The organism is Roseateles asaccharophilus (assembly GCF_031458115.1).
Classification (GTDB): Bacteria; Pseudomonadota; Gammaproteobacteria; order Burkholderiales; family Burkholderiaceae_C; genus Pelomonas; species Pelomonas asaccharophilus_A.
In genome coordinates, this window is record NZ_JAVDXV010000006.1 from 392,072 (window position 1) to 417,251 (window position 25,180).

Sequence of the window (25,180 nt, forward strand, 5' to 3'; positions counted from 1 at the left end):
CGATCAACGAGCTCTGGTACCTGACGCTGTTCGTGCACGGCGTCATCTGCGCTTGCGCAGTCATCGCTGGCTTGCGGGGTCGTTGACATGCGCAAGCTGCTCATCGCTCTTCTAGCGTTCTCTGTCATCTTCTTTGCTGTTGAGCGCGTACGCGCACAGGCACTACCCTCTTCACCGTTCTCGATCACCGCTAGCGACGCGCTCACACTTGCCCGCCAGTCATGGGGAAGTGCATCGCTCATCGTCGGTGGCGGCACCGCCGTCGCAACTACGCTAGCTACCGCTGCCGGCGGCTTGTTCGGTATCACGCCTATCGGCTGGGCGGGCATTGGTCTCGTTCTGCTCGCTACAGTGTTGATGACAAGCGACGCCTCTGGCAACTCAATCGCTGTTGTCGTCTCTACGCAAGACATCGACGCGTCGCCCAATCCAGACCTTGCTTCGGGCGGTCAGACAACCTCTGGCGTCAGCAACTACTACGCGCTTGCGCCGGTAACGGGCGGCATCGTCAAATATATCTCTAGCTCTAGTTGGTCGGCAGTCGGCTCAGATATATTGTCAGAGCCCGCACTACGACTGCGCGCGTATATCGCAACGATGTTCGCCGTGCCTAACAGTTGGCTGGTCAATAGCATCACCCAGGTCGGCAATACATATGTTGCCAGCAACGGCGGCGATACAACTAATATTGCGTTGGGTCGCTGCCCGTCTACCTCTTCAGGTTGTGTCGCACTTATATTTACTGCGCCCGTCGGGACTACCAAAGCTGAGTTTGAGTCAGTAATACCGGCCCTGCCGCCGTTCGCTGCCGCAGCTTGGACGATTCGGCCTAGTGGCGGAGCTCGCCCCTATTTCGCCATCGCAGTTCCTCTGGTTCTCGTCAACGAGATTATCAACTGCGACCCTTCGACGAGTTACTACGAATACTCTACAGCCAGCTGCATTCTGCTAAAGCCTACAACTACTGAGCCGCTTTCCAACGGTATGTGCCGAGTTAGCTGGTCTACGGATGGCTGCCCGGTATTCAACCGGCAAGACCCGGACTGCGCTTCAGCAGCCATCACTTTGTCTTGCGGTAGTGCGTCAGTCGCGCCATCGGTCACTGTTCTTGATCGAGCCACGGGTCAGACAGTTACTACCTCGCGCCCTGCTGTCGCTAGCCAAGGCCAACCGGGCTCTGTAACTGTCAAAGAGCGTACTCCCAACGCAGCAAATGGCACTACTGTTGAGCGCTTGACTACAACGCAGTACCAAGCCGCCCCGGCGGGTCAGCCGAAGCCTGCGCCCGTCACCAACGGCGCTAACCAGTCGACGTTGCCGGGCACTGGCGCTAACACCGGCAGCACGCCTGTCGCGCAGGTATCTGTGAGCAACTGGCCCTCGGTCGTAAACGTTCAAGGCACGGTCACGTGCACGAACTGCTCGACCGCTCAACAGCCCGTCAATATCAACGTGCCCGACCGCTTCAAGATTGACGGCGAAGTTCCCGCTGACGCGACCGGCCTGCCTACGCCGCCTGAGGCCGCCCCGCCAGCCGGCTTCATCACGAAGCTCAAAGAACGCCTTGCCGGCTTCGCAAACATCGAGCTGCCGCCGCACACAGCCACGTGCCCGCGCCTGGACATCAGCTGGCACGCATGGGGCGTCAATCTCGACTTGTCTAACAACACGATGTGCGCGTTTCTCGAAGAGCACCGCACGCTCTTCCAGGGCCTCATGCACTTCGCTTACATCGCCACCGCGATCATCATCGTCTTGGGAGCCTGACGCATGTACGCAGCACTTCTCGCCGTCCTGGGCCGCGTTTTTGCGTGGGTCATGGGCGCCGGCACGCTCAAATGGGCCGTTGGAGCATTCTTGCTCTTCGGCGTCACGATCCTCGTCGACATCCTGCTCGACCTGCTTCCCACTTGGTTCGACCCAGCCCAGCTCGTCGGCGCGACCTCCGTCTTCACGCCCTCGATCTGGTACTTCCTGGACTACTTCGCTTTCCAGACCGGGCTCTCGATGATGTTTGCCGCGTACGCAGTGCGTTTCTTGATTCGTCGTCTCCCGGTCATCGGCTAAGAAGCAGTGATCCCCTCTGGGGACGCCTAAACGGCTAATCCGGCTTCGTCAGCTCAGCGCTGTGTACTCGCACCGCGTGCGAACCGCTCACTTGACACGTTAGTTTGTCGCCGACTCGCAGATCGCGCCAGTCCACGCCTTCCACACTCTTCCCTATGCTGAGCTGCAGCCCGCCTTCTGACTCAGCTCTTGCTATCTCGAGCTCTGCGACGACTGCCGTCACTGTCGCCGTGACAGTCTGCTGTTCGTAGTTCATGTGCTGATGTTGCCTGCGCATCGCTATACGGTCAAAAGGGGGACCGCATGGCTATTCATGCAATCACAGGCGTTATGGGCTCTGGCAAGAGCTACGAAGCCGTTTCAGAGAAGATCGTTCCAGCGCTTCGAGACGAGGCCGCTCGTCGCGTAGTCACGAACATCGAAGGCTTGTCTGTGCCAGCTATCGCTGCGTACATCAACAAGCCTGAGAGCGAGGTCGAAGCACGCATCGTTCGAATCAGCTACGACCGCGTCAGCGAACCTGGCTTCTGGTACGACCCTGAGCACGGCTCGGGGTCCGAAACCGTTGTCCAGCCCGGCGACCTGGTCGTACTCGACGAGGTCTGGCGCTATTTCAACCGTGGCGACAAACTGCCCGAGGATGCAATGCGCTTCTTCCGCATGCACCGACACTACGTGAGCGAGCAATCGGGTCTCACCTGCGACGTTGTGCTCATCAACCAGAGCTTTCGCGGTATACACCAGGACATTCGCGACGTAGTCGAGTTGCAGTTCCAATGCCGCAAGCTCAAAGCCCTCGGACGGCCTCAGAACTACCAAGTGCTCTTGCTGGAGGGCGGCGAGCGCAAGCCCTCGCACGACTACATTCGCACTTACTCGAAGAGGGTCTTCCCGCTATACAGCAGCTACGCCGGCGGCCAGGGCAAAGAGGCTGTCGACAAGCGGCAGAGCGTCTTCAACACGCCCTTCTTCAAGGTCGTTCTGCCGCTGTTCGCGGTCCTCATGGTCTTCGGCGTCTACAAGACGTACAGCTACTTCGCCGACATGGGCAAGCCGGCTGACGGCGCAGCGCTCGTAACCCCATCAGCTGCTGCGTCATCGCCTTCGGGCCTGCCGACGCCGCCGTCAGCTGGTGCGGCTCCTGCGCCTGCGCAGTCAGCTTTCAGCACTGCGTCTGGCTCCGCGGCCGATTGGCGCCTCGTCGCACGCTACAGCGTCGGTGGCTTGCCTGTTGTCGTCATGGTCAACGCCAGTGGCCAGTACCGAACTGTGACGAGCGGCAGCTACACGCAGGGCGCGTCCACTGACGTCTCAGTACAGATTCCGCTCGATCCGTCTGATCGCGCTACGCCTTGGTCTGGCCCTGCTCCTGCATCGACCAAGGGGGCCGCGCGATGAACCGCAAGATCGCCCTCATCGGCGGCTTCCTCGTTGTGAAGAAGATCGTCGTCATCGCGGTGCTGGCGATGCTCGTCGGGTCGAGTGAAGCCCAGCCGGCGCTCAAGCTCCCGCCGCCTCCGGCGCCGGTGCCTGCCTCCGGCTTTCAGACGTTCGGCACTGGTCTACCCCTTGCCGAGTTCTTGAAGATCGCTCTAGGCGAGCTCTCTGGCCGCCCCTACGTTCTCGCTCCGGAGGTGGCTGCTTCGTCTCAGCTTGTTGCTGCAGACCTGACTAAGTCGAAACTCAAAGACCCGCTGCCGCTCGTCCGGGCCGTCATTGAGCCGCTTGGCCTCGAAATCCGAGACCTCGGCGGCGTTCTGCTCGTCGACAAGCGCCGCACTGAGGCATCGAAGAAGAGTCCAGGTGACACGTTCACCTACCGCCCTCGGCATCGCTCTGTCAACAGCCTTTCGACGTACTTCAATATGTTCCCCGAGCTCGCTTTCAGCTACTCGGGCGGCCTCGCTGTCCGCGCCCAGACCGTCTCCAGCTCCGACTCCACCGAGCCCGGCAAGGCTCTGCAGCCGACCATGAGTAGCGGCGCCACCACTTTTAGCGCGCAGGACAAAGACCCGAGCTTTCTCGTCGTCGCCGGCGACGCCGCAGAGATTAGTCGTTTCAAGACCTTGATCGTTGAGTTGGATGTGCCTGTTCCCCAGGTGCTCGTCAAGGCCTATGTGTTTGAAGTCCGGACTACAGACGCTCGCGATGGCGGTGTGAAGCTCGTCGCTGATCTGCTTGGCGGCCGCGTCGGCTTCAACCTCGGCGGCGCGTCCAGTTCTACCACGCCGGATGCTCTACGACTCACTCTTCCCAACGTCAGTCTTGCTGTGTCTGCGCTGGCTGCGGACAGCAGAGTGCGCCTCGTCAGCTCGCCGGTTCTCAGAGTTGATGACAGCACTACCGCTAGCGCTACTGTGGGCACCTCTACGCCCACTCTGGGTGCTATCGTCAGTCAGAACGGCTCGACCCAGCAGAGCGTGTCATATCAAGAGGCCGGCGTTTTGCTGTCTGTTAGCGCGCGAGTCCTTGAAGCGAGCATCCGTCTTACCATCTCGCAAGAGCTGTCTAGCTTCGTCAAAACGGACACCGGGCTCTCGAACACTCCGACTAAGCTCCGCCGCGCTTTCAAATCTGACGTTGTCGCCCGTGACGGCGAAGCTCTTCTGCTCGGGGGCCTGACAGAAGCTCAAACGTCTGATGCCAAGCAAACCAGCTTCTTCGGCTTCGGCTCAGCCTCTAAGTCGACTTCAAGCTCTGAAGTCGTCGTGCTGTTGACTGCTACTCGTCTCGATCAGCAGCAGTGAGTGAGTCGATCCACATCTGCCATTCCTCATAAAACACACACTCCGTGCCGTCTTCGAGAAGCAGCAAAGCTCGCCTACTTCGCGCGAATTGAACGCATTTGTCTCTAACTTCTTCACCCATATCAGAGAGCACTACGTACCGAGTGCCACATGGCGTTGCGTGTACCGGTGTGAATCTCTTCTTCGACGCCACACAGCCTCCAAGCGTAAATATATGTAACAAGCCCGGGTCAGCCAAAAACGCCCACTGAATCAAGGCAGTTCTTCTAGCGCCTCCAAGTCACGATTTCGTGACCTCGACGCTATACAGGTATGTACGGGCTGCGCGTTGCAGCCCCACCCAACCCTGAAAGGCGCTTCCATGAACTTCGAATACTTTGACGACGGTTGCCATCACAATCTCGGCGACATCAATACAAATGGATATGTTTTCGTCGCATCTCAAGATGAAAACATTTCGTCTAGTGAGCTTGAATCTGCTGCATATGAAGCAGACGCGCGTCGCTTCTGCGCTGATTTGAAGACAATTCGTCGCATCAGCATGCTACCTGTGACTTTTCTTACGGGGCACCATGTCGTAGCTTGCATTCGAGTTACTACAGCGTCTCGGACGTATTCGCTCTACACCAACGATTTTGGTGACAGCCTGCTTGATGAGTCGCACTACACATTGTTCTTCAAACGCAATTTCAGTCTCTTTCGCTACGATCTTCAGACTCCTCAAGGCCGGGCCGCTGCTCGTGAATATGTTCGTCGCAAGTTGAAGTTTTTGGCACAGCACGGCAAGCCTTTTGACGGTTATTGAGTACGCGCGGCGGTCGGCGGACAGCGAGCGAGGAGCGGACGGACACACATGCCTCGCCCGCACCGCAGCGAGGGTCCGTCGCCCGCCGCGACTCTTCAAAAACTCCAGTCCGGCTAGGCCGATTTCGCGCCCGTCAGTTTTGTAATTGCGTTCCTATACTGAATTGGAAGCGTGGTCACACTAGGGTACACATCGGCGGGCACTGGGGAGTGCCCGTCGTCCTTTCCGAATCTTTCTTCCACCTCGGCCGGCGTCAATCTGACGAACGGCCTCTTTTTCGCGTCAATTTCGGTCATTCTTGATCTTCTTGATGCTCGCCCGCGCCCCGGCGCGGGCCCTGGTCCGGGTTTGCTTTCTTCGCTATCACTAGGTCGCCGACGACGTCAAACTCGATCTGCTGTCCTGGCCGCAGGTCCATAGCTCTACGTATCGCTGCGGGTATCGTTATTAAGTTCCGCCTGTTCATGGTCGAGTGCCATTGCATACTCTGCTTCGCTCGGTCGACTATCGTCTCGACGCGAGGAACAAGCTCAGACTTCAGCGCTTCTGCGATCCAGCGCACTTCGTGCTCAGACGGGTCGTGAATTCGAATCTGCGCCACGATCTGCTGCACGAGCTCTGACAGCACTCTGTTGCGCTCAAACTGAATCATTTCTTCGTCACTCGGGATCATTTTTGATCCCAAAAGCTCGGTACGCGGCTTCTCTAGACACAATGTGCTTGTTCTCGGGCGCTGACGCTGCTGCGATCACGCGCAGCGCACCTTCCGCAGTCTTGAACCGCTCTTCTGTCGTGCGGATGAGCCATCGCACGTCTGCTCTCGTGAGCGCCCAGCACTTCTCGTTCGACTGCCGCATCAGCGGCCGCGCCAGGTATGCGACTTTGAATCCAGCACTGTGCGCCCGCCTGCGTGTTGCCACGCTTACAAGCTGATCCGCGAGGTCGTTGAGCTTCTCGAAGCGCAAGAACATCTGCCCTTCGTTGTCGAAGTCCGTCATATCCGCACAGTCTTGGTGCATTTCAATAGCTTGCCGCTATCGAAAAATCGACGGTTTCGCGCCTCCCGGCTGCATCGAGTTTTTGCAATCCTCACTACGTCGGACAGCAGCCTGAGGCTGCATGACTCTACTCTAACGTCGGACGGCATGGGGAGCCTATCTTCTCTCGCTTCAAAAACTCGATGCTAGACCGTCGCTCCTGAGTCGGCAAAAAGCGCATTTCTTGCTATAGCAAAAACCAATCGACTTTCGGGGTCAAGACTTGACATCGCCGGACCTATACGGGGTGTACCCCCACAACGGCCCCGCGAGGTAGATCACAGCGCACTGCGCAAATCGAGGACATGAGTCGGATAGGGCCATCAACCCAGCCCTCCCCATGTCCGCTTCTACTGCCATCTCCCCGGCGGAGCTTCTCCACTCTGCAGAGCTCAACGCCGCTCCCGCACCTTCATCTGCCTTCGGCCCGCTGCCCCTCGCAAAGGCGCTGCAAGCCGGCCTTCTCGCTGCACGCGCAGAGTTCTGCGGCGACCTTCCAGCCCACCTTATTGGCGCCACTGCGCCGGAGCGCTACGACGCCGCTGCTGCGACGGCTGAGCGCTTTCAAATGCTTCTGGGAACGGCGAGTGACGATCACGCTCTGCTTGACCGCCTTGTTCAGCTTGCGCAGGCCGATCTGGGTGGCTTCGCTTGGCGCAGCTCGACCGTCGCGTCGGCGGTCACCTCGAAGTTGATCGAGCGGCACAAAGTGGAGCTCAAGTCTGTCGCGGCCGTCTTTGAGTTCGATGCTTCTGTGGGCGAGCGTGTTCTAGCTATCGCCAACGCACACCTCGGCCGTCCTGTTCCCGGCGACTCGCTTCAAACGAAGGTCTCGCGCATACTCGACCGCAAGTTCTGGCTTCGGCACTACTCAAAGCTCGCCCGCCAGCGTGACGAGTTCTCCTTCATCAAGTCCGGCTTCGTTTCTGCGGCTGGCGAGAAGTACATCAGCGACCGCGGTCTGTCACGCCACTCCGAAGCTCTGGCGGCACAGCAAGCGTGGCTCGAGTCGACCGTCCTCATCGACCACAGCGCAGCAGCTTCTACTGGCAAGTTCAAGTACATCAAGCTCGCTGACGCAGCGAAGCGCGCGGCGCACCGTGATGCAAGCCTGTGGGCGTTCCTCACCGGCATCGAGCAGCTCAGCATCGAATCCAACCTCGAATGCGCGCTCGTCACCCTTACGGCGCCGTCATCCTTTCACGCCTGCCCCGGCACTCGCTCCAAGTTGTTCGACGGCGTCAGCACACCCCTCGACTCGCACAAGTACATCGCTAGCCGCTGGACGGCCTTCCAGCGCGATCTTGACAACGAAGGCCTCGCGGTCAGCGGTGTCCGCGCTACTGAACCGCAGGGCGACGGCACATGCCATTGGCATGTCTGGCTGCACTATGCGCCCGACACTCTGCCGAGCATCCTCTCCCGCTTGGCTCACTACTTCCAAGGCGACACCGCTCGCCGTGTCGAACCTGTAGTCGTTCGTCAGGTCGAAGCTGACTTGGCCGGCCGCAAGGTCAACAAGAAGACCGGTGAGCGCTTCAGTGAGTCGTTCAGCGTTCTGCGCGCCGGGGCGCTCGTTCAGCGTTCAACGAAGCCAGCTGCTCAGGTCGACTTCAGCGTCATCAATCGCTCGTACGCGTCCGGCGCTACTTACATGGCCAAGTACACGGTCAAGTCGTTCGATCAGTCCGAGAACAGCAAGCGTGTCCACGCATGGCGCTGGACCTGGGGCGTACGCGGCTTCCAGCTCTTCGGGCTGCGCAACTGCCGCGGACTCTGGGATGAGCTCTACCGCGCCACTGAGCGCCCCTTCGATTCGCGCGCCGCTGCGCTGTGGGACGCTGTCCACGCTGAGCCCGGCAAGCACACCCGCCAGGTCATCAACCCGCTTACTGGACTGCAGGAGGTTGAGCACTACGAGGGGGGCACCGCTGCATTCATTCGCCTTCAAGGCGGCCTCGCGGCTGCCGGTGGCGCTGCAGGCCTGCGCATCAAGATCACCTACGTGCCTGCTGAAGGACGCTATGGCGACTTCATGAAGCGCCGCCGCGGACTTCGCATCATGCTTGGCGACACGGTGCTCTACAGCTTCAAAACCCGCGAGCCGGGGCGCTGGGTCATGTCTGCCGAGGGACGCGTTGAGCAGACCTTCAGCGCTCTGCGCCGCATCCCGTTCGTCGATGCGGCAGAGCTGATCGAGCTGACCTGCGCTGAGTTCAAAGCCCTCCTCGCCAGCTATGCGGCCGGCGTCGACCCGTTCACCGGCGAAATCCTCGACGCATAGCGCCTCGCAAGTTCGAATCCGCCTGATCCGCTCAGGCCCACACACCCCGCACCCGCGGGGCGCAGCCACTGGCGAGCCTCTGAAGTGTGATGGGATTCGAACCAACCCTCAGGTCTGAGCTTCGCCGATCCGCGCGGCGCTTCGCGCGGGCGACGCCTCGAAACCGGCTTAACCGGGCCGGCAAGGCGCCTCAGGCGGGCCCCGTAGGGGTCCCGCCCTTGGATAGATATGCGTAACTTTCTAACCCTGAATTTACTAGGACTTTTTGAGGCTCGGCAGTTCAAGCTCACCTTTCAGGCTTGCAGCCCAGGCCGGCTGCGCGTCGCCCTGCGCTTTCACCCCGAGCGGTATCGTCAGCAGCTGCTGCGAGTTCTTGAACTGAACTGCGACTAGGTCATACGCCCAGAGCCAAATCACGTCCACGGCTCGTCGTAGTCTGTTGTTGCAGTCCGCGCGTAGACGCATCGCATCGTCTGACGTCTCGAACAGCACTGCGATGACTTGCTCTGCGTAAGCCGTGTCAAATAGCGAGTTTGGGTTGACTGCCAGCTGCGCTTTGAGCTCTTCGATGACGTTCTCAAGCTGCTCACGTTCAGCGGTCAACCTGGCAATGTCTTGAAGTACCTCGGGCACGGCGCCCACGGCTCTGCTGACTGCTACGACGTTTGCTATTGCGGTCTTCACGTCAGCGAGCTTTGACTCAGCTACCGCAACTTCTTTCACCGCTGCGTCTTTGTCGTACCCCAGGCCCAGGTGCGCTCCCGCGTACGCACATATGTCTAAGATGACCTGCGCTTCGGTCTTCAGCGCTGACATCGTCTTGCACTTCGTAATCCCGGCCGCTTTTGAAGAGCAGATCAGCTGTGCCCTGCTCCAGCCGCGGTACTCGACTTTTCGCTGTATCGACGCGCCACAGTGCCCGCACCTGAGCAGTCCACTGAATACGTGAAAGTAGTTGCCATCGCGTTTTGGCGGCGCTGTTTTGCGCGTCTGGACTGACGATCTTGCGAGGTGCCAGAGGTCGTCACTTATCACCCGAGGGTAGTAATCCTTGATCGGTGGTCCTACTGCTACAGGCACGTCACTCTCAAGCTCTTTCAACACGTTCTTGCCTTTGAGCTTGTGCTGAGCCTCTCCCAAAACTGCCCTGTTCTTCAGGATGATTTGCGGCATCCTCGAATGCCAGTGTTCTGTTGTCATCGAGGTCACGCGTGTAGGTACCGGCCAGCCTTCTGCGTTCGCTAGCTTCGCAATCGTAGGCCCGCCCATTCCGCGGCCAGCCGCTTCGAACACTTTTCTCACGGACTCAGCCAGCTCTTCGACAACTTCCCAGTCGCCTCCCGCTTGACTTCTTCTCAGCCACCCCGGAGCTGAGCCGAAGACCTTCTTGCCTTCTTCTCGTTTTCGCTTGAACGTCTCGCTTACACGCCCGCCCTTGCGAAAGCTCTCTTCGTGCGCTTGCGCGAACGCAAGCATCATGCCGATCAGAGCGGCGATGTTGTTCAGCGACTTCTTCGTGTAGATGTGCCCGTCGAGCAACGTGACGATGTTCACGTCTTTGCGCAGGATCGACTTGACCAGCGTGTCTGCATCGTCAATCTCTTCGCGACTGAGCCGGTCGAAGTGTTCAATCAGCAGATAACTGCCCTTCGGCACCCTGCCCTCTTCCACCTGCTCCAAGAACGCCGCGAGGTTGCCTTTCGTTCTGTGCTTGCCGGTGAAAGCACTCAAGCCGAGGTCCGCGACGCTCTCATCGAGCTTCATGCCGTGCTGCGCGCACCACCGCTCTGCTGCATCGCCCTGTCGTTCTTCTGAGCGCCCTTTTGATTGTCTTGCCGACGAAAATCGAACGTAGCTGATGACCCGAGGCTTCATGTCGATAGTCAAATCCTTGTTCCGAAGATATGGAATTCTAGTGCAGATCAGCGTTCAATATCTTCGAATCCGCAAATACAGCACGCTCATCTCCACGACCGTTCACCCGCGCGAGGTCGTCAAGCGCGCGCTGGCGCTGGGCGCGGGTGCCGCCATCCTGGCGCACAACCACCCCAGCGGCCACGCCGAGCCGTCGCGCGCCGACGAGTTGCTGACGAAACAGCTCAGCGACGCGCTGGCGCTGGTGGACGTGCGCGTGGTGGATCACCTCGTCGTGGGCGCCGGTGATGTCGTTTCCTTTGCCGAGCGGGGTCTGCTGTGAGCGCTGCGCCGGGCCGCCCCAAGCAAGCTCGCTCCCGCTTGGCGGGACAGGCCGCAGGCCGAAGGGTGCACCAATGACCAAGGTCGTCCGCAGCCTGGCCGACCTGAAGCCGCTGGCCCGCGAGATGGCGGCCGCACGCCTGGCCGCCGAAGTCGAACGCGAGCGCATCGCCGCGGCCATGCGGCTGGCCGAACAGGAGCGGCGCGTCTTCGAGTTGACCGTGGGCCCCGTGACGCCGCTGCGCACGGTGGACCGGGTCATCCATGACCGCGAGCAACCCACGCCCGAGCCTCGCCAGCGCGAGGCGGACGAGCGCGCGGTGCTGCTGCAGGCGCTGTCCGACGAGATCGACATCGACACGCTGCTGGACACCGACGAGACGCTGTCCTTCCGCCGCGAAGGCATCTCGCTGGAGGTGGTGCGCAAGCTGCGTCGCGGCCACTGGTCGTTGCAGGCGCAGCTGGACCTGCACGGCCTGCGCCGCGACGCCGCGCGCGAGGCGCTGGGCCAGTTCGTCCATGACAGCGCGCGGCGTGGCCTGCGCTGCGTGCGCGTCATCCACGGCAAGGGGCATGGCTCGCCGGGCCGCGAGCCCATCCTCAAGGGCCGCGTGCGCCGCTGGCTGGTGCAGAAGAACGAGGTGCTGGCCTTCGTGCAGGCGCGCGCCAGCGACGGCGGCGCGGGCGCCCTCATCGTGCTGCTGAACGGCACGCCCTGACACGGCCCTGACGCGAACTGACCGCGCGCTGGCGCGTCGTTTTCCGCAGACGCGGAGCAATGCCATTGACCTCGCGCGTTAGGCGGGAGTAGCCTGGGCTCATCAGCCGCTGATGCGCGCGAAGAAGGTTTCCCAGCCACCACCGAGGAGAGCCCATGGACCTGACCCGCCAATCCCCCGCGCCCACCCGCTACATGGGCATCGGCCTGGTGATCGCCCTGCACCTGGCAGGCATCTACGCGCTGAGCGCCGGGCTGATCAAGCCGTTGACCCAACCGCCGACCATCACGACGCTCAAGCCGCTGCCTCCCGATGTGAAGGAGCCGCCGCCGCCCACCGAACCGTTCCCGGTGGACGGCCCGAAGCTGCACCAGCCGCAGCCCATCCCGGTGCCGCCCATTCCTTTTGACGTGACGCCGACGCAAACGCCGCTGATCAGCACAGTCCCGTTGGACGGCACTCCCGTCACGATGGTGCCCACCGCAACGGGCAAGGCGGACCCGACACCGCATCAACCTAGCGTCGTCGTGCCGCAGATCAGCACGGCCGGCGCCGTCTGCTCGGTCATGCCCAGGCCGGAGGTACCTGCCGTCAACTGGAGCGGCGAGGCGGTACTGCAGGTGCTGGCCACCGTGAAGGGCGGCCGCGTGGTGGGCCAGGACGTGCGCGTGCTGCAAGGCGCGATGGACGGCAAGACCCGTCGCTCGCTGCAACGCTCCGTGGAATCCGCGCTGGCCGGCTACCAGTGCCAGGGCGACGCAACCTTCCAGCAGGACTTCGCGTTCCGTCTCGACTAGACGTTTCTCATCCAGTCAGCCGTGCCGGCAAAGGACTCGGCCAGGCGGTCGCGCAGGGCCGGGTCCACACCCACCTCGTCCATCGCCTGCGCCATGCACGCCAGCCATTCGTCGCGCTCGACGATGCCGATGCGAAACGGCATGTGCCGCGCGCGCAGCCGCGGGTGGCCGAAGCGGCTGATGTAGTGGTCGGGCCCACCCAGCCAGCCGCACAGGAACCAGAACAGCTTGTCGCGCGCGCTGTCCAGCGCGTCGCCATGCGCCGCGCGCAGCCGCGCGTAGGCCGGCTCCAGGTCCATCAGGTCGTAGAAGCGGTCGACGAGTTCGCGCACGCGCGCCTCACCGCCCATCCATTCGAAAGCCGTCGTCGGGGAATCAGCCAAGCAGCTTGCTCGCAAGGGCCTTGATGGCCTGGGCGGCGTCGCAGCCCGGGTAATGCTCCAGCATCAGCTGGCGCTTCAGCACGGCCTGCTTGACGGCCATGTCGGCCTTGACCTCGGCCAGCAGTTCCAGCCGGAAGTTCTGGCTCGGCGCCGGGCCGATGAAACGCTGCAACACCTGCTGCAGCTGGCCGCAGATCAGCTTGCCTTCGCCCACGCGGTTGGCCTGGTTGACCACCAGGCCCACATGACGGCGCTCCTGCTGCGTGGCCAGCACCTTGATGGTGGCGTAGGCATCGGTCAGCGACGTGGGCTCGGGCGTGGCCACCACCAGCACGTCGGTGGCCAGCGAGATGGCGTACAGCACCACGTCGGAAATGCCGGCGCCGGTGTCCAGCAGCACCCAGTCGAAGCGTGGCTTCACGAGGTCGATGATGTGCAGCAGCTTGTCGCGCACCTCGGGCGTCAGGCGCGAGTACTCCACCATGCCCGAGCCGGCCAGCAGCACGGAGAAGCCGCCCGGCGCGGGCAGGATGGCCTGCTCCAGCGTCGCCTTCTCGGTGAAGACGTCGTGCAGCGTCAGCTTGGGGTGCAGGTTGAGCACCACGTCGAGGTTGGCCAGGCCCAGGTCGGCGTCCAGTACCAGCACCTTCTGGCCGCGTGCGGCCAGCGCTGCGGCGAGGTTGGCGGTGACGAAGGTCTTGCCGACGCCGCCCTTGCCGCTCGTGACGGCCAGTGTGCGGGCGCCGCCGCGCGCGGCGGACCGCGGTGGCGAGGTGGCGGGAGCAGCAGGATCGGGAGTCGTGCTCATGGCGTCGTGTCCTGTTGCAGATCTGAATTCAAGGTAGCGAACAACATGCCCTTTTCTTCGGCGCTGACCAGGGAGTCGATCTGCGGCTCCAGGCAAGCGCGGTTGCGGCCCTCGGCCTTGGCACGGTAGAGCTGGCGGTCGGTGCGCTCCATCCACAGCAGCGGCGACGAGCGCACCCATTGCGGTGCGAACGCGCCACCCAGGCTGACCGTGACGCCCAGCATCTGGCCAGGAGAGACCTCGATGCTCAGCTCGGAGACGCGTTCGCGCACGCGCTCGGCGACAGCCAGTCCCACATGTGAGGCACAGTTGGGCAGGATGATGGCGAACTCCTCGCCGCCCACGCGGGCCACGAGGTCCATGGGGCGCACGGTCTGTGCAACGGCCTGCGCGACGGCGCGTATGACCTGGTCCCCGGCGTTGTGGCCATGCGTGTCGTTGACGGCCTTGAAGTGGTCGATGTCCAGCATCAGCAGCAAGGCGGCTTCGCCGGAACGCGCGACGCGGTCGACCTCGCGGGCCAGCGCCATCTCGAAGCTGCGACGGTTGACCATGCCGGTCAGCGCATCCTTGCTGGACAGATCGCACAGCGCGTCAATAACCGCCTGCAGCCAGGCAGTGCTGTGAGGCGCCTCGTCCGGAAGCAATGCCCCGGCCTGCTGCAGCAGTTGCAGGGCCTGGTCCAGAGCGAGCGCATGGGCTTCGATCGGGTGCGGGGCAGGCAAGGCGGGATCCAACGGTTGGGATGCAGGACGAGGGGACGGCCGGATTGTGGTGTCGGGCCAGTCTAGCAGCGGCCACCCGCAGCGCAGGTCGTGAAACAGGCACGTTCCTGCGGCCTGTTTGCACTATGCTGGCCCGAACCACGGCCGTACAAGAGCCCTGCGGTGCAGAATCGGCGCGCCAACGCCAGAACTGCTGCGAGCACCCACAAATCTGATTCACGAGACATGCCCGCACCCGATCTCGCCTCCGGCAACGACTCCCTCGATCACGAGTTCAGCTTCAGCAAGGCGGACTTCGATCGTGTGCGCGAGTTGATCTACAAGCATGCCGGCATCAGCCTGCATGACGGCAAGCATGCGATGGTCTACAGCCGGCTGTCGCGCCGCCTGCGCGAGACCGGGCACAAGAGCTTCGCGAACTACCTGCAGTGGCTGGAGGCCTCGACCGGCCCGTCCGGCGCCGCCGAGTGGCAGGAATTCGTCAACTGCCTGACGACCAACCTGACCTCGTTCTTCCGCGAGGACCATCACTTCCACGCGCTGAAGGACGACCTGAAGCCGTTCGTGGGCAAGCAGGTGCGCATCTGGTGCTGCGCCGCCTCGACCGGCGAAGAGCCCTACTCCATCCTGATGACCTGCAGCGAGGCACTGGGCGCCGGCGCGTCGGTGCAGCTGGTCGCCAGCGACATCGACACCAACGTGCTGGCGACGGCGCGGCGCGGCGTGTACAACGCCGATTCGCGCGGGCTGGACGCCGCAAGGTTGAAGACATTCTTCATGCGCGGCACCGGTGCCAACTCGGGCAAGATCCGCGTGAAGCCCGAACTTCAGCGCTGGGTGGACTTCCGCCCGCTGAATCTGATGGACGCGCAGTGGCAGCTGGGCGACCCCTTCCACATGGTGTTCTGCCGCAACGTGATGATCTATTTCGACGCGCCCACGCAGCGCAAGGTGCTGGAGCGCATCCATCGCGTCATGCGGCCGGGCGGCCTGCTCTTCGTGGGTCACTCCGAGAACTTCACCGAATCGCGCGACCTGTTCAAGCTGCGCGGCAAGACGATTTACGAACGGGTCTGACCATGAGCACTCCCTTCGCCTCTCCCCCCAACGTCGGCCTGGGCAACCCGGTCGCCGTGGCGTGGGTGAACAAGTTGAAGGCCCAGCCGCGCAAGCAGGGTGAGGCCTCGTTCTTCTTCTACGACGCGCATTTCAAGAACGCGGCCGTCAAGATCCTGCCGGGCGAGTACTTCGTCGACCAGGAAGACCTGCTGGTTATGACCACGCTGGGCTCCTGCATCGCGGCCTGCCTGTGGGACCGCGTGGCCAAGGTCGGCGGAATGAACCACTTCATGCTGCCCGAAGGCAATGGCGACTCGGGCCGCTACGGCTCGTTCGCGATGGAACTGCTGATCAACGAGATGATGAAGCGCGGAGCCAGCAAGGCGCGCATGGAGGCCAAGATCTTCGGCGGTGGCGCCGTCATCTCGGGCATGAACTCCATCAACGTCGGCGAGCGCAACACCAACTTCGTCATCGACTATCTGAAGCTGGAGCGCATTCCCATCGTGTCCAAGGACGTGATGGATGTGTACCCCCGCAAGGTCTGCTTCCTGCCGGCCAGCGGCAAGGCGATGGTCAAGCGCCTGGCGCCGACGAACACCGACGCGCTGGTCCAGCAGGACAAGCAAGCGATCCAGAAGGTGCAGCCGGTCGCGAGCAGCGGCGGCTCCATCGATCTGTTCTAGAGAGTTGTTAGGAGGGCCAACGATGGCCAAGACCAAGGTCGTGGTGGTGGACGATTCGGCGCTGGTGCGCTCCATCCTGACCGAGATCATCAACCGCCAGCCCGATATGGAATGCATTGGCGCTGCGGCCGACCCGCTGGTCGCGCGCGAGATGATCCGCAACCTGAATCCCGACGTCATCACGCTGGATGTGGAGATGCCGCGCATGGACGGGCTGGACTTCCTGTCGCGCCTGATGCGGCTGCGGCCCATGCCCGTCGTGATGGTGTCCACGCTGACCGAGCGTGGTGCCGAGGTCACGCTGAAGGCGCTGGAACTGGGCGCGATCGACTTCGTCGCCAAGCCCAAGATCGGCGTGGCCGACGGCATCCGCCTGCTGGCCCAGGACATCACCGACAAGATCCGCATCGCCTCCAAGGCGCACATCCGCCGTGCGCCGGCCGCGCCGGCTCCGGGCGCGCCGGCCGCTGCACCCGTCAAGGCCGTGACCATGGCCAGCCTGGGCAAGGCGTCCACCGAGAAGATCATCTTCATCGGCGCCTCCACCGGCGGGACCGAGGCCACCAAGGACGTGCTGATCAACTTGCCGGCGGACAGCCCGGCCGTGGTCATCACGCAGCACATGCCGCCCGGCTTCACGAAGAGCTATGCGACGCGGCTGGACGGCCTGTGCAAGATCCGCGTGAAGGAAGCGCAGGACGGTGAGCGCATCCTGCCGGGCCACGGCTACATCGCGCCCGGCGGCCTGCACCTGAGCATCGAGCGCAGTGGCGCGAACTACATCGCCCGCGTGCAGGACGGCGAGCCCATCAACCGGCACAAGCCGTCGGTCGAGGCGCTGTTCCTGTCGGCCGCCAAGGTCGTGGGGCCCAATGCCATCGGCATCATGCTGACCGGCATGGGCGCCGACGGCGCGCGGGCCATGAAGGTCATGAAGGACGCTGGCTCCTACAACTACTGCCAGGACGAAGCCAGCTGCGTCGTCTTCGGCATGCCCCGCGAGGCCATCGCGGCCGGCGCGGCGGACGAGGTGCTGCCGCTGAACCAGATCGCGGCCAAGGTGCTGGAGCGGCTGCGCGCCACGTCCGGCATGTCGCTCAACCGCGTTTGATCAGCGCCGGGCGCCCGGGGCATCCGCCTTGGCCAGCGTCGTGGTCTGCGGTGCAGGGCTTTCGGCCGGCATCACGGGCCGGAATCCATCCAGCTTCTTGGGCGATGTCGGCACCCAGGCTGTGCGCACCGGCGCCCGGGTGGCCTTGCCCGTGATGACGACACGCGCCGGCCCATCGGCGGCCGCCTCCTTCAGCGCGGCGTTGCTGTCAGTGAAGGCCTGGGCGGTCGTGGCGGCGCCGATCAGGGCGACGGCCAGCGGCAAGGCAAAGGCGATCCAGCGAAGGTTGTTTTGCATGACTGCTCCTTGAGTGCTGGTTATGCTACGCAACCAATCAACGCTCAAGAAGCGCTGATTTCTTCATTCGCTGGTCGATTTTGCTTACCATATGGCTTCGCTGGACCGTTTTCCGCTGCACTACCTCGCCGCCTTCCGGGCCGCCGCGCAGACCGAGAACCTGCGCGCCGCAGCCGAAAGCCTGCACCTGACACACAGCGCGGTCAGCCAGCAGATCCGTGGGCTGGAGACGGCGCTGGGCTTCGAGGTCTTCACGCGCCAGGGCCGGCGGCTGGTGCTGAACCCGGCTGGCCAGGCGCTGCAGCGCGCGGTGGCCAAGGTGTTCGCCGAGCTTCAGGCCGGCGTGCTGGCCGCCACGCAGGCGCACGGCAAGACCGCGCAGACGCTGCGCGTGACCGCCCTGCCCTCGTTCGCGCAACGCTGGTTGATGCCCCGGCTGCCCCGCTGGCAGGCCATGCAGCCCTGCATCTCGCTGGACCTGCACACGTCACACCAGGTGGTGGACCTGGAGCGCGAGGGTTATCACATCGGCCTGCGCGTGGGCCGCGGCCCGTGGTCAGGCCTGGTCACCGAGCGACTCTTCCATTCACCGCTGATCACCGTGGCTGCGCCGGTGCTGGCGCACAAGCTGATCGGCCAGCCAGTCGCCGCGCTGGTTAACGAGCCACTGCTGGGAGACACGGAGGACTGGCAGGAGTGGTTTGCCGGCTTGGGAGTGAAGGCCTCGCCCGTGGTGGTGGCCAGCTTCAACGATGCCGGCGTGCTGCTGCAGGCCGGCGAGCAAGGCATGGGCGTGGCCCTCGCCCGCGAGCTGCTGGCGGCTGACGCGCTGCTGGACGGCCGGCTGGTGCGCATCCATGCCCACATGGTGGATCTGGATGCGGGACGCGACTACCAGATCGTCTACCCCGAAGCGCTACGCGACGACCCGGCCGTGCGGGCTTTCAGCGACTGGCTGCACGCCGAGATCGCAGCCCTTCAGCAACGACTCACAGAAACAGCGACTGCAGATCGCTGAGGAAGTCGAAGCCCCGCGCGGTAGGCTGGATGCGCGCCGGGTCGGCCTCCAGCAGGCCGCGCGCACGGGCCTCTGCCAGCCCCTTGGCGATGCTGGACGGCGGCAGGCCGGTGCGCTCCAGGAACTGCGTCAGCGTGACGCCCTCCTTCAGCCGCAGCGCGTTCAGCATGAACTCGAACGGCAGGTCCTTGCGCACCACTTCGTGCTCGTTGCTGACCTTGTTGGCCTGCGCCATGAAGGCCGCCGGCTCGCGCCAGCGCACCTGGCGCAGCACGCGGTTGGGGAAGGACAGCTTGCTGTGCGCGCCCGCGCCAATGCCGAGGTAGTCGCCGAACTGCCAGTAGTTCAGGTTGTGCGTGCAGCGGTGGCCGTCGCGCGCGTAGGCCGACACCTCATAACGCTGCAAGCCCGTGGCGCCGGTCTTGGCGGTGATCAGGTCCAGCATGTCGCTGGCCAGGTCCGGGTCGGGCAGGTGCTCGGGCGTGCGCGTCGCGAACACGGTGTTGGGTTCGATGGTCAGGTGATAGATGGACAGATGCGGCGGCTTGAAGGCCAGCGCCATGTCCAGCTCAGCAGCCAGATCGGCCAGCGTCTGGCCTGGCAGCGCGTACATCAGGTCCAGGTTCCAGGTGTCGAACGCACCCGCCGCCTCGGCCAGTGCCTCGCGCGCCTGCGTCGAACTGTGCACGCGGCCCAGCGTCTTCAGCTGCGCGTCGTCGAAGCTCTGCACGCCCACCGACAAGCGCGTGACGCCGGCCTGGCGGAAGCCCGCGAAGCGCTCACGCTCGAAGGTGCCGGGGTTGGCCTCCAGCGTGATCTCGCAGCCTGCCTCCAGCGGCAGCCGCGCGCGGATGTCGGAGATCAGCTGCCCGATCTGCTCGGGGTTGAACAGGCTGGGCGTGCCGCCACCGATGAAGATGCTGACGACCGGCCGGCCCCAGATCAGCGGCAGCGCGGCTTCCAGGTCGGCACGCAGCGCGGCGAGATAGGCCTCTGCGGTGTCGAGCGCCAGCGCCCCACCCTTGACCTCGTGCGAGTTGAAATCGCAGTACGGACATTTGCGCAGGCACCAGGGCAGGTGCACGTAAAGCGCGAGCGGCGGCAGCGCCGGCAGCTGCAGCGTGCCCGGGCGCATCAGATGCAACAGGTCCGCCATGTCAGCCGAGGCGCCAGACCTCGCGGAATTGAGCGATCAGCTGGACCGCGGCAAGCGCGCGGTGGCTGTGCCGGTTCTTGACCTCGGCGCCCAGGCGGGCCACGGTCTGGCCCAACTCGGGAATCTGCATCAGCGGGTCATAGCCGAAGCCACCCTCACCGTCGGGTGAGGTCAGGATCTCGCCCATCCAGCGGCCCATCGCGATCAGCGGCTCGGGGTCGTCGGCACTGCGCACGGCCACCAGCGCGCAGACAAAGCGGGCGCGGCGGTCTTTCACATCGGCCAGCTCGCGCAGCAGGCGCTCGTTGTTGGCGGCATCGCTCTTCTCACCCCCCACGTTCAGCGCGTAGCGCGCCGAGCGCACGCCCGGTGCGCCGCCCAGCGCATCGACGCTGATGCCGGAGTCGTCCGCCAGCGCAGGCAGGCCGCTCAGCCTGGCCGCATGCCGTGCCTTGGCCAGCGCGTTCTCGGCAAAGGTGTCGAACGGTTCCTCCGCCTCCGGAATGCCCAGGCTGCCCTGCGTCACCAGCTCGATGCCGAGCGGCGCGAACAAGGCCTGCAGCTCGACGAGCTTCTTGGCGTTGTTGGAGGCCAGAACGAGCTTCATGTCTGCCCCTCGCCCGATGAGTACATCGGCCGATCCCCCGAGGGGATAGCCGCTTGCCTGGGGCGGCCCGGCGCTGCGCGGCCTGTCATGCGCTCTTTTGCAACGCGATCAGCTCGCGGATGCCCTTGTCGGCGAGGTCCAGCAGCGCGTTCATCTCGTCGCGCGTGAACACCACACCTTCGGCCGTGCCCTGCAGTTCGACAAAGCCGCCCGAGCCGGTCATGACCACATTCATGTCGGTGTCGCAGGCGGAGTCTTCGGTGTACTCCAGGTCCAGCAGCGGCACACCGTCGACGATGCCCACCGAGATGGCGGCCACCGAATCCTTGATCGGCGAGCGCGACAGCTTGCTGTCGGCGATGAGCTTGTTGACGGCGTCCGTCGCGGCAACGAAGGCACCGGTGATGGCCGCCGTGCGCGTGCCGCCGTCGGCCTGCAGCACGTCGCAGTCCAGCGTGATGGTGCGCTCGCCCAGCGCGGCCAGGTCGAACACCGCGCGCAGCGAGCGGCCGATGAGGCGCTGGATCTCCTGCGTGCGGCCGCTCTGCTTGCCCTTGGCCGCCTCGCGGTCGCTGCGGGTGTGCGTGGCACGCGGCAGCATGCCGTACTCGGCCGTCACCCAGCCCTCGCCGGAGCCGCGCTTGTGCGGCGGCACGCGCTCTTCGACCGACGCCGTGCACAGCACGCGCGTGTCGCCGAACTCGATCAGTACCGAACCCTCGGCATGCACGGTGAAACCGCGGGTGATGCGCACGGGGCGCAATTGATTGGCAGCGCGGCCTGCGCTGCGCGTGGAGGTCTTGGTCATGGGGAAGAAGAGTTAGCGGCGGTTGAGGCCGCGGCCGGACTGGCGGATGACTTCATTGATCTCGCGCACCGAGCGCTCGATCTCTTCGTCGTCCATCGCGGCAACGAGATCGGCATCGAGCGCCCCCTGGATGGTGGACGCGAAGCCGGAATTGCCGAGGTTCTGCGTGGTGTCGCCGGCGGGGTCGCCCTCGCCTTCCCACTCGACGGCGAGCACGGTGACGTTGTCGCTGCGGGCACCGCCGCGGCGCAAGGCCTGCTCGACCAGTTCGGGCACCACTTCGGCGATGGTCTGCTCGCCGAGGTGCTGCACGATCTCGTGGTCCTCGACGCTGCCCCACAGGCCGTCGGAACACAGCAGCAGGCGGTCGCCCGACTCCATCACCATAGGCCCCTGGCAGTCCACCATGGGCTTGCCGGGGCTGCCCAGGCAAGTGAACAGCACGTTGCGGTTGAAGACCTCGGTGCCACGTCCCACGCGGCCCAGGGCCTCCTGCAACTCGGAATAGGAATGGTCGCGCGTGCGGGCGATCAGCTTGCCGGCGCGAACGAGGTACAGGCGCGAGTCTCCGCAATGCGCCCACCAGGCCTGATTGCCTTGCAGGATGCAGGCGACCACGGTCGTGCGAGGCGTGTCGGACAAGCCCTTGCTCTCGGCATAGCGCAGCAGTTGCTGGTGCGCGATGACGATGGTTTCCTGCAGGAAGCGCTGGGGGTCGTCCAGCACCGGACGGGCCTCCTGCTGGAACAGCGCGGCCAGCGTCTGCAGCGCGATCTGCGCAGCGACCTCGCCTTCCGGATGGCCGCCCATGCCGTCGGCCAGCGCGAACAGGCCAGCCTCCCGCGTGAAGCAGTAGCCCATGCGGTCTTCATTGGTCTCGCGGCCGCCGCGGCGGCTGACCTGGAAGACGTCGAATCTCAAGCCTTGGCTCCGGATTTCAGGTTCTCAAGCTGCAGCTTGAGCCGCTCGCTGAAAGACAGTTTGGTGTAGCGGCGCTCGGTCTCGCGCGCCAGTTCCTTCTGCAGCGCGAATACGCTTTGTGGGCGTGACAGCGGGTCCAGCGACATGCACCACTCGGTCACTTCCAGCAGGTTGTCCGAATAGACATTGCGCAGGCGGGACAGGCTGAGGTTCAGGCGATCCTTCTCGAGGCGCTGAGGCGCGTCGTTGGGCGGGTAGCCCTGCATGCAGGCGTAGATGCAGGCGCCGATGGCGTAGATGTCGGTCCACGGCCCCAGCGAGCCGTCGCGGCGGTACATCTCCGGCGCGGCAAAGCCCGGCGTGTACATCGGCCGGATGAAGTTGCCTTCCTTGCTCAGCACTTCGCGCGCGGCGCCGAAGTCCAGCAGCACGGCCTTGTTGTCGTTCGTGATGAAGATGTTGGCCGGCTTGATGTCCAGGTGCAGCATCTTGTGCTGGTGCACGATGCGCAGGCCGCGCAGGATCTCGTCGAACAGGCTCCGAATGGTGGACTCGCGGAACACCTTGTCGCGCTTCATGTCGCGCGCGGTCACGATGAAGTCCTGCAGCGTGTCGCCCTGCAGGTAGTTCATGACCATGTACACAGTCTCGTTCTCGCGCAGGAAGTTCAGCACCGACACGACACTGGGGTGCGAGATCTGGGCGAGCGAGCGGCCTTCCTCGAAGAAGCTCTTCAGCCCCAGCCGGTACAGCGGCTGCTTCTCGGGCTTGACGCGCGGCGTCAGCTCCCCAGGGGAGCGCTCGGCCAGCGACGAGGGCAGATATTCCTTCAGCGCGACGAGGTGATGGTCCGGATCTTCAGCGAGGTAAACCACGCCAAAGCCGCCCGCCGCCAGCCGCTTGATGATCTGATAGCCCCCAACCACCGTGCCTGCGGGCAATGGCGCCGGCTTCGGCTTGGACATAATCGCGTTTTCGTGTCTGTTTTGCGAGTCTTGATGCCAGTCTACAGCATGACCGGGTACGCCAATTCCGTGGCTCAACCCCCTAAAGCCGAGGACGGCAACCCTGTGGGACAGGCCGCCGTCAGCGTCGAGTTGCGCTCGGTGAACGGCCGCTTCCTGGACCTCAGCATGCGCATGCCGGAAGAGCTGCGCAGCCTGGAACCTCAGCTGCGCGAACTGATCGCCGCGCGCTTCAAGCGCGGCAAGATCGAGCTGCGCATCAACACCCAACGTGAATCGGAAGGCAGCTGGCCGCAGCCCCAGCCGGATCAGCTCAACCGCCTCGCCAGCCTGGAAGCCAAGGTGCGCACCTGGCTGCCGCAGGCCGCGCCGCTGTCCGTCCACGAGGCCTTGAATTGGTGCAAGAGCGGTGCCGCCGCGCCGGCCCAGCTCGACACCGCGACGCTGGAGGCCGCCAAGGCCTGTGTCGAAGGTCTGGCCGAAGCCCGCGAGCGCGAGGGCGAGAAGCTGGTGGGCATCCTGATGGAGCGCATCACCCGGCTGCGCGAACTTGCCAGCGAAGCAGAGCCTCTGCTGCCGGCCGTGGTCGCACGTCAGCAGCAACGCTTTCTGGAGCGCTGGCAGGAGGCGCTGGCCTCCACCGGCGCCGCGTCCAGCGTGCCTCAGGAGGCGCTGCAGGAACGCGCGCTGAACGAGGCCGCCGCCTTCGCGATCCGCATCGACGTGGCCGAGGAGCTGTCCCGCCTGCGCGCCCACCTGGACGAACTGAGCCGCCTGCTGAAGAAAGGCGGCGAACTGGGCAAACGGCTGGACTTCCTGATCCAGGAACTGCACCGCGAAGCCAACACCCTGGGCTCCAAGTCCGCGGCGCTGGAGCTGACCAACATCTCCGTCGAGATGAAGGTGGCCATCGAGCAGATGCGGGAGCAGGTGCAGAACATTGAGTAGGTTTTTGGGGCGTCCCAGGATGCCCCGAAAAACTCAATAACCGACTGATCCATAAGGATTTTCGTATCCCCGACCGTCCCAGGGCGTCGCAGTGAAGCGCGCGCATTCTGTGGGGTTTATTGCGGGGTTTTTTCAGGATGCGGCGCTCTTGGGCCTTCTCCCAGAAAAAAACCTACAGCTTCATGGAGCAGATGGGACATGGAAACACAGCAACGACGACCGCTCACGGACCTTGAGCTCAGGGCTTGGCTCGCGGCCGGCCAGACCGACCGCGGTATCGGCGAAGGGCTCACCTTCGTCGCGAGCGCGGCGGCGGCAATCAAAGGCTAGGCCCCTTGGATCCTGCGCTTTCGGGTCAACAGCCGGTCGAGAGAAAAAGTCCTGGGCCGCTTTCCCGAGTTGTCGCTTAAGGCGGCGCGTGAGCAGGCACGCAAGGATCGCCGGAGCGGGTGCACCTCGATCCTTGATCCGCTCGCAGCGTGCCAGCAGCATGGCCGGCGTTATCTCCTCCAGCTTCAGTCGACCAAACTCGTTCGCCAGATTGCGCACATAAACCGATCTGCGCATCTCCTTCGTCGAGTCGGCAAGGTCTGCCTCAGCGAAGTACTTCGTCGCCCAGGCGCCGAAGGTCAGCGCCTCGGCCGCCTCCCGACGCTTCTCGCTCTTGGCGCGGGAAGGACTGTTGCCCGCCTGCACTTCCCGCTGAGCACGTGCCTGTAGCTGACGAGCTTCAGCCAAAGTCACTGGCTGACCATAGGCAAGTTGGTCAGTGTCGCGCGTCTTTCGCGCGCCGAGAGTGGAGTCGTACGTTCCGATGACCAGCGTCTCACGACGGCCATTCAATCGGTAGTCGAAGCGAAAGCTGATAACGCCAGTGCGCGTGACTGCAGCGTACAGGCCCTGTGCATCTGCAAGCTTGTACACCTTCCCGTGGGGTTCAGCGTAAGCAGCCAGGGAACACATGTTGATCTGACCGTGCCTCGGTAGTGAACATCTGTCCGCTTAGAAGGAGGCGGACACGTGAACACTTATGGGG

Annotated in this window: 26 protein-coding genes and 1 pseudogene; 14 read left to right on the forward strand and 13 right to left on the reverse strand. The window is 63.8% G+C overall.

Annotation, left to right across the window (positions count from 1 at the left end; all coding sequences use genetic code 11):
* Positions 1-87: 87 nt before the first annotated feature.
* From J2X21_RS17100 to J2X21_RS17120, 5 genes are all read left to right on the forward strand, one after another.
* Positions 88-1,767: a hypothetical protein gene (locus J2X21_RS17100; protein ID WP_310330592.1), complete on the forward strand. Its 1,680-nt coding sequence runs from the start codon at positions 88-90 to the stop codon at positions 1,765-1,767.
* A gap of 3 nt (positions 1,768-1,770) precedes the next feature.
* Positions 1,771-2,067 (forward strand): hypothetical protein, encoded by a 297-nt coding sequence (locus J2X21_RS17105; protein WP_310330593.1) that lies wholly within the window; start codon positions 1,771-1,773, stop codon positions 2,065-2,067.
* Between the two features lie 303 nt (positions 2,068-2,370).
* A complete protein-coding gene (locus J2X21_RS17110; protein ID WP_310330594.1) occupies positions 2,371-3,465 on the forward strand; it encodes a zonular occludens toxin domain-containing protein in 1,095 nt (364 codons plus the stop codon).
* Positions 3,462-4,814 (forward strand): type II secretion system protein GspD, encoded by a 1,353-nt coding sequence (locus J2X21_RS17115; protein WP_310330595.1) that lies wholly within the window; start codon positions 3,462-3,464, stop codon positions 4,812-4,814. The genes J2X21_RS17110 and J2X21_RS17115 overlap by 4 nt, the downstream gene beginning before the upstream one ends.
* Before the next feature lie 361 nt (positions 4,815-5,175).
* Positions 5,176-5,619 carry a hypothetical protein gene (locus J2X21_RS17120; protein ID WP_310330596.1) on the forward strand — a complete coding sequence of 148 codons (444 nt, stop codon included), beginning with the start codon at positions 5,176-5,178 and terminating at the stop codon, positions 5,617-5,619.
* 292 nt (positions 5,620-5,911) lie between these two features.
* On the opposite strand, the gene J2X21_RS17125 is transcribed toward J2X21_RS17120, so the two are convergent.
* A complete protein-coding gene (locus tag J2X21_RS17125; protein ID WP_310330597.1) occupies positions 5,912-6,292 on the reverse strand; it encodes an AbrB/MazE/SpoVT family DNA-binding domain-containing protein in 381 nt (126 codons plus the stop codon).
* Positions 6,279-6,617: a hypothetical protein gene (locus J2X21_RS17130; RefSeq protein WP_310330599.1), complete on the reverse strand. Its 339-nt coding sequence runs from the start codon at positions 6,615-6,617 to the stop codon at positions 6,279-6,281. The genes J2X21_RS17125 and J2X21_RS17130 overlap by 14 nt, the downstream gene beginning before the upstream one ends.
* Positions 6,618-6,996: 379 nt before the next feature.
* Between J2X21_RS17130 and J2X21_RS17135 the strand changes: the two genes are divergently transcribed.
* Complete coding sequence (locus J2X21_RS17135) at positions 6,997-8,940, forward strand: replication endonuclease (RefSeq protein WP_310330601.1); 1,944 nt, start codon at positions 6,997-6,999, stop codon at positions 8,938-8,940.
* A 255-nt stretch (positions 8,941-9,195) separates the two neighbouring features.
* Here the strand turns inward: J2X21_RS17135 and J2X21_RS17140 are convergent, their stop codons facing one another.
* Positions 9,196-10,815 carry a recombinase family protein gene (locus tag J2X21_RS17140; protein ID WP_310330602.1) on the reverse strand — a complete coding sequence of 540 codons (1,620 nt, stop codon included), beginning with the start codon at positions 10,813-10,815 and terminating at the stop codon, positions 9,196-9,198.
* Between the two features lie 82 nt (positions 10,816-10,897).
* Here J2X21_RS17140 and J2X21_RS17145 point away from each other — a divergent pair.
* The 3 genes and pseudogenes from J2X21_RS17145 to J2X21_RS17155 form a co-directional block, all read left to right on the forward strand.
* Positions 10,898-11,137 (forward strand): annotated as a pseudogene (locus J2X21_RS17145) (JAB domain-containing protein); the annotation flags it as partial.
* Positions 11,138-11,210: 73 nt separating this feature from the next.
* Entirely contained in the window at positions 11,211-11,855 is a 645-nt protein-coding gene (locus J2X21_RS17150; RefSeq protein WP_310330603.1) for a Smr/MutS family protein, read from the forward strand.
* Between the two features lie 155 nt (positions 11,856-12,010).
* Positions 12,011-12,652, forward strand: a complete 642-nt coding sequence (locus J2X21_RS17155) for a hypothetical protein (protein WP_310330605.1) — start codon at positions 12,011-12,013, stop codon at positions 12,650-12,652.
* On the opposite strand, the gene J2X21_RS17160 is transcribed toward J2X21_RS17155, so the two are convergent.
* From J2X21_RS17160 to J2X21_RS17170, 3 genes are read right to left on the reverse strand one after another with little or no spacing between them, the layout of a single operon-like run.
* Positions 12,649-13,035 carry a group II truncated hemoglobin gene (locus J2X21_RS17160; protein ID WP_310330606.1) on the reverse strand — a complete coding sequence of 129 codons (387 nt, stop codon included), beginning with the start codon at positions 13,033-13,035 and terminating at the stop codon, positions 12,649-12,651. The two genes, J2X21_RS17155 and J2X21_RS17160, sit on opposite strands and share 4 nt — an antisense overlap.
* A complete protein-coding gene (locus J2X21_RS17165) occupies positions 13,028-13,843 on the reverse strand; it encodes a MinD/ParA family protein (protein WP_310330607.1) in 816 nt (271 codons plus the stop codon). Before J2X21_RS17165 ends, J2X21_RS17160 begins: the two co-directional genes overlap by 8 nt.
* The gene (locus J2X21_RS17170) at positions 13,840-14,568 is read right to left on the reverse strand and encodes a GGDEF domain-containing protein (RefSeq protein ID WP_310330609.1); all 729 of its coding nucleotides are present in this window, start codon (positions 14,566-14,568) and stop codon (positions 13,840-13,842) included. The genes J2X21_RS17165 and J2X21_RS17170 overlap by 4 nt, the downstream gene beginning before the upstream one ends.
* A 225-nt stretch (positions 14,569-14,793) precedes the next feature.
* On the opposite strand from J2X21_RS17170, the gene J2X21_RS17175 reads away from it, so the two are divergent.
* The 3 genes from J2X21_RS17175 to J2X21_RS17185 are packed head-to-tail and all read left to right on the forward strand — an operon-like array spanning position 14,794 to position 17,424.
* The gene (locus tag J2X21_RS17175) at positions 14,794-15,645 is read left to right on the forward strand and encodes a CheR family methyltransferase (RefSeq protein WP_310330610.1); all 852 of its coding nucleotides are present in this window, start codon (positions 14,794-14,796) and stop codon (positions 15,643-15,645) included.
* A 2-nt stretch (positions 15,646-15,647) separates the two neighbouring features.
* Entirely contained in the window at positions 15,648-16,313 is a 666-nt protein-coding gene (gene cheD / locus J2X21_RS17180) for a chemoreceptor glutamine deamidase CheD (protein ID WP_310330611.1), read from the forward strand.
* 22 nt (positions 16,314-16,335) lie between these two features.
* Positions 16,336-17,424: a protein-glutamate methylesterase/protein-glutamine glutaminase gene (locus J2X21_RS17185; RefSeq protein WP_310330612.1), complete on the forward strand. Its 1,089-nt coding sequence runs from the start codon at positions 16,336-16,338 to the stop codon at positions 17,422-17,424.
* Here J2X21_RS17185 and J2X21_RS17190 read toward each other — a convergent pair whose 3' ends face one another.
* Complete coding sequence (locus J2X21_RS17190; protein WP_310330614.1) at positions 17,425-17,721, reverse strand: hypothetical protein; 297 nt, start codon at positions 17,719-17,721, stop codon at positions 17,425-17,427. It lies immediately after the preceding gene.
* A gap of 91 nt (positions 17,722-17,812) precedes the next feature.
* Between J2X21_RS17190 and J2X21_RS17195 the strand changes: the two genes are divergently transcribed.
* On the forward strand, positions 17,813-18,739 hold the full coding sequence (locus J2X21_RS17195; RefSeq protein ID WP_310330615.1) for a LysR substrate-binding domain-containing protein: 927 nt from the start codon (positions 17,813-17,815) through the stop codon (positions 18,737-18,739).
* Here J2X21_RS17195 and hemW read toward each other — a convergent pair.
* The 5 genes from hemW to J2X21_RS17220 all read right to left on the reverse strand — a co-directional run bounded on the left by hemW (position 18,711) and on the right by J2X21_RS17220 (position 23,196).
* Complete coding sequence (hemW, locus tag J2X21_RS17200) at positions 18,711-19,895, reverse strand: radical SAM family heme chaperone HemW (RefSeq protein WP_310330616.1); 1,185 nt, start codon at positions 19,893-19,895, stop codon at positions 18,711-18,713. The two genes, J2X21_RS17195 and hemW, sit on opposite strands and share 29 nt — an antisense overlap.
* 1 nt (position 19,896) lies before the next feature.
* A complete protein-coding gene (gene rdgB / locus J2X21_RS17205) occupies positions 19,897-20,502 on the reverse strand; it encodes an RdgB/HAM1 family non-canonical purine NTP pyrophosphatase (RefSeq protein WP_310330617.1) in 606 nt (201 codons plus the stop codon).
* 85 nt (positions 20,503-20,587) lie between these two features.
* Positions 20,588-21,310, reverse strand: a complete 723-nt coding sequence (rph, locus tag J2X21_RS17210) for a ribonuclease PH (protein ID WP_310330618.1) — start codon at positions 21,308-21,310, stop codon at positions 20,588-20,590.
* 12 nt (positions 21,311-21,322) lie between these two features.
* Positions 21,323-22,231, reverse strand: coding sequence for a PP2C family protein-serine/threonine phosphatase (locus tag J2X21_RS17215; protein ID WP_310330620.1), 909 nt, complete (start codon positions 22,229-22,231; stop codon positions 21,323-21,325).
* On the reverse strand, positions 22,228-23,196 hold the full coding sequence (locus J2X21_RS17220; protein WP_268168990.1) for a serine/threonine protein kinase: 969 nt from the start codon (positions 23,194-23,196) through the stop codon (positions 22,228-22,230). The genes J2X21_RS17215 and J2X21_RS17220 overlap by 4 nt, the downstream gene beginning before the upstream one ends.
* A 33-nt stretch (positions 23,197-23,229) precedes the next feature.
* On the opposite strand from J2X21_RS17220, the gene J2X21_RS17225 reads away from it, so the two are divergent.
* Complete coding sequence (locus J2X21_RS17225; RefSeq protein WP_310330622.1) at positions 23,230-24,144, forward strand: YicC/YloC family endoribonuclease; 915 nt, start codon at positions 23,230-23,232, stop codon at positions 24,142-24,144.
* A 180-nt stretch (positions 24,145-24,324) separates the two neighbouring features.
* On the opposite strand, the gene J2X21_RS17230 is transcribed toward J2X21_RS17225, so the two are convergent.
* The gene (locus J2X21_RS17230) at positions 24,325-25,107 is read right to left on the reverse strand and encodes an integrase arm-type DNA-binding domain-containing protein (RefSeq protein WP_404667362.1); all 783 of its coding nucleotides are present in this window, start codon (positions 25,105-25,107) and stop codon (positions 24,325-24,327) included.
* Between the last annotated feature and the right edge of the window lie 73 nt (positions 25,108-25,180).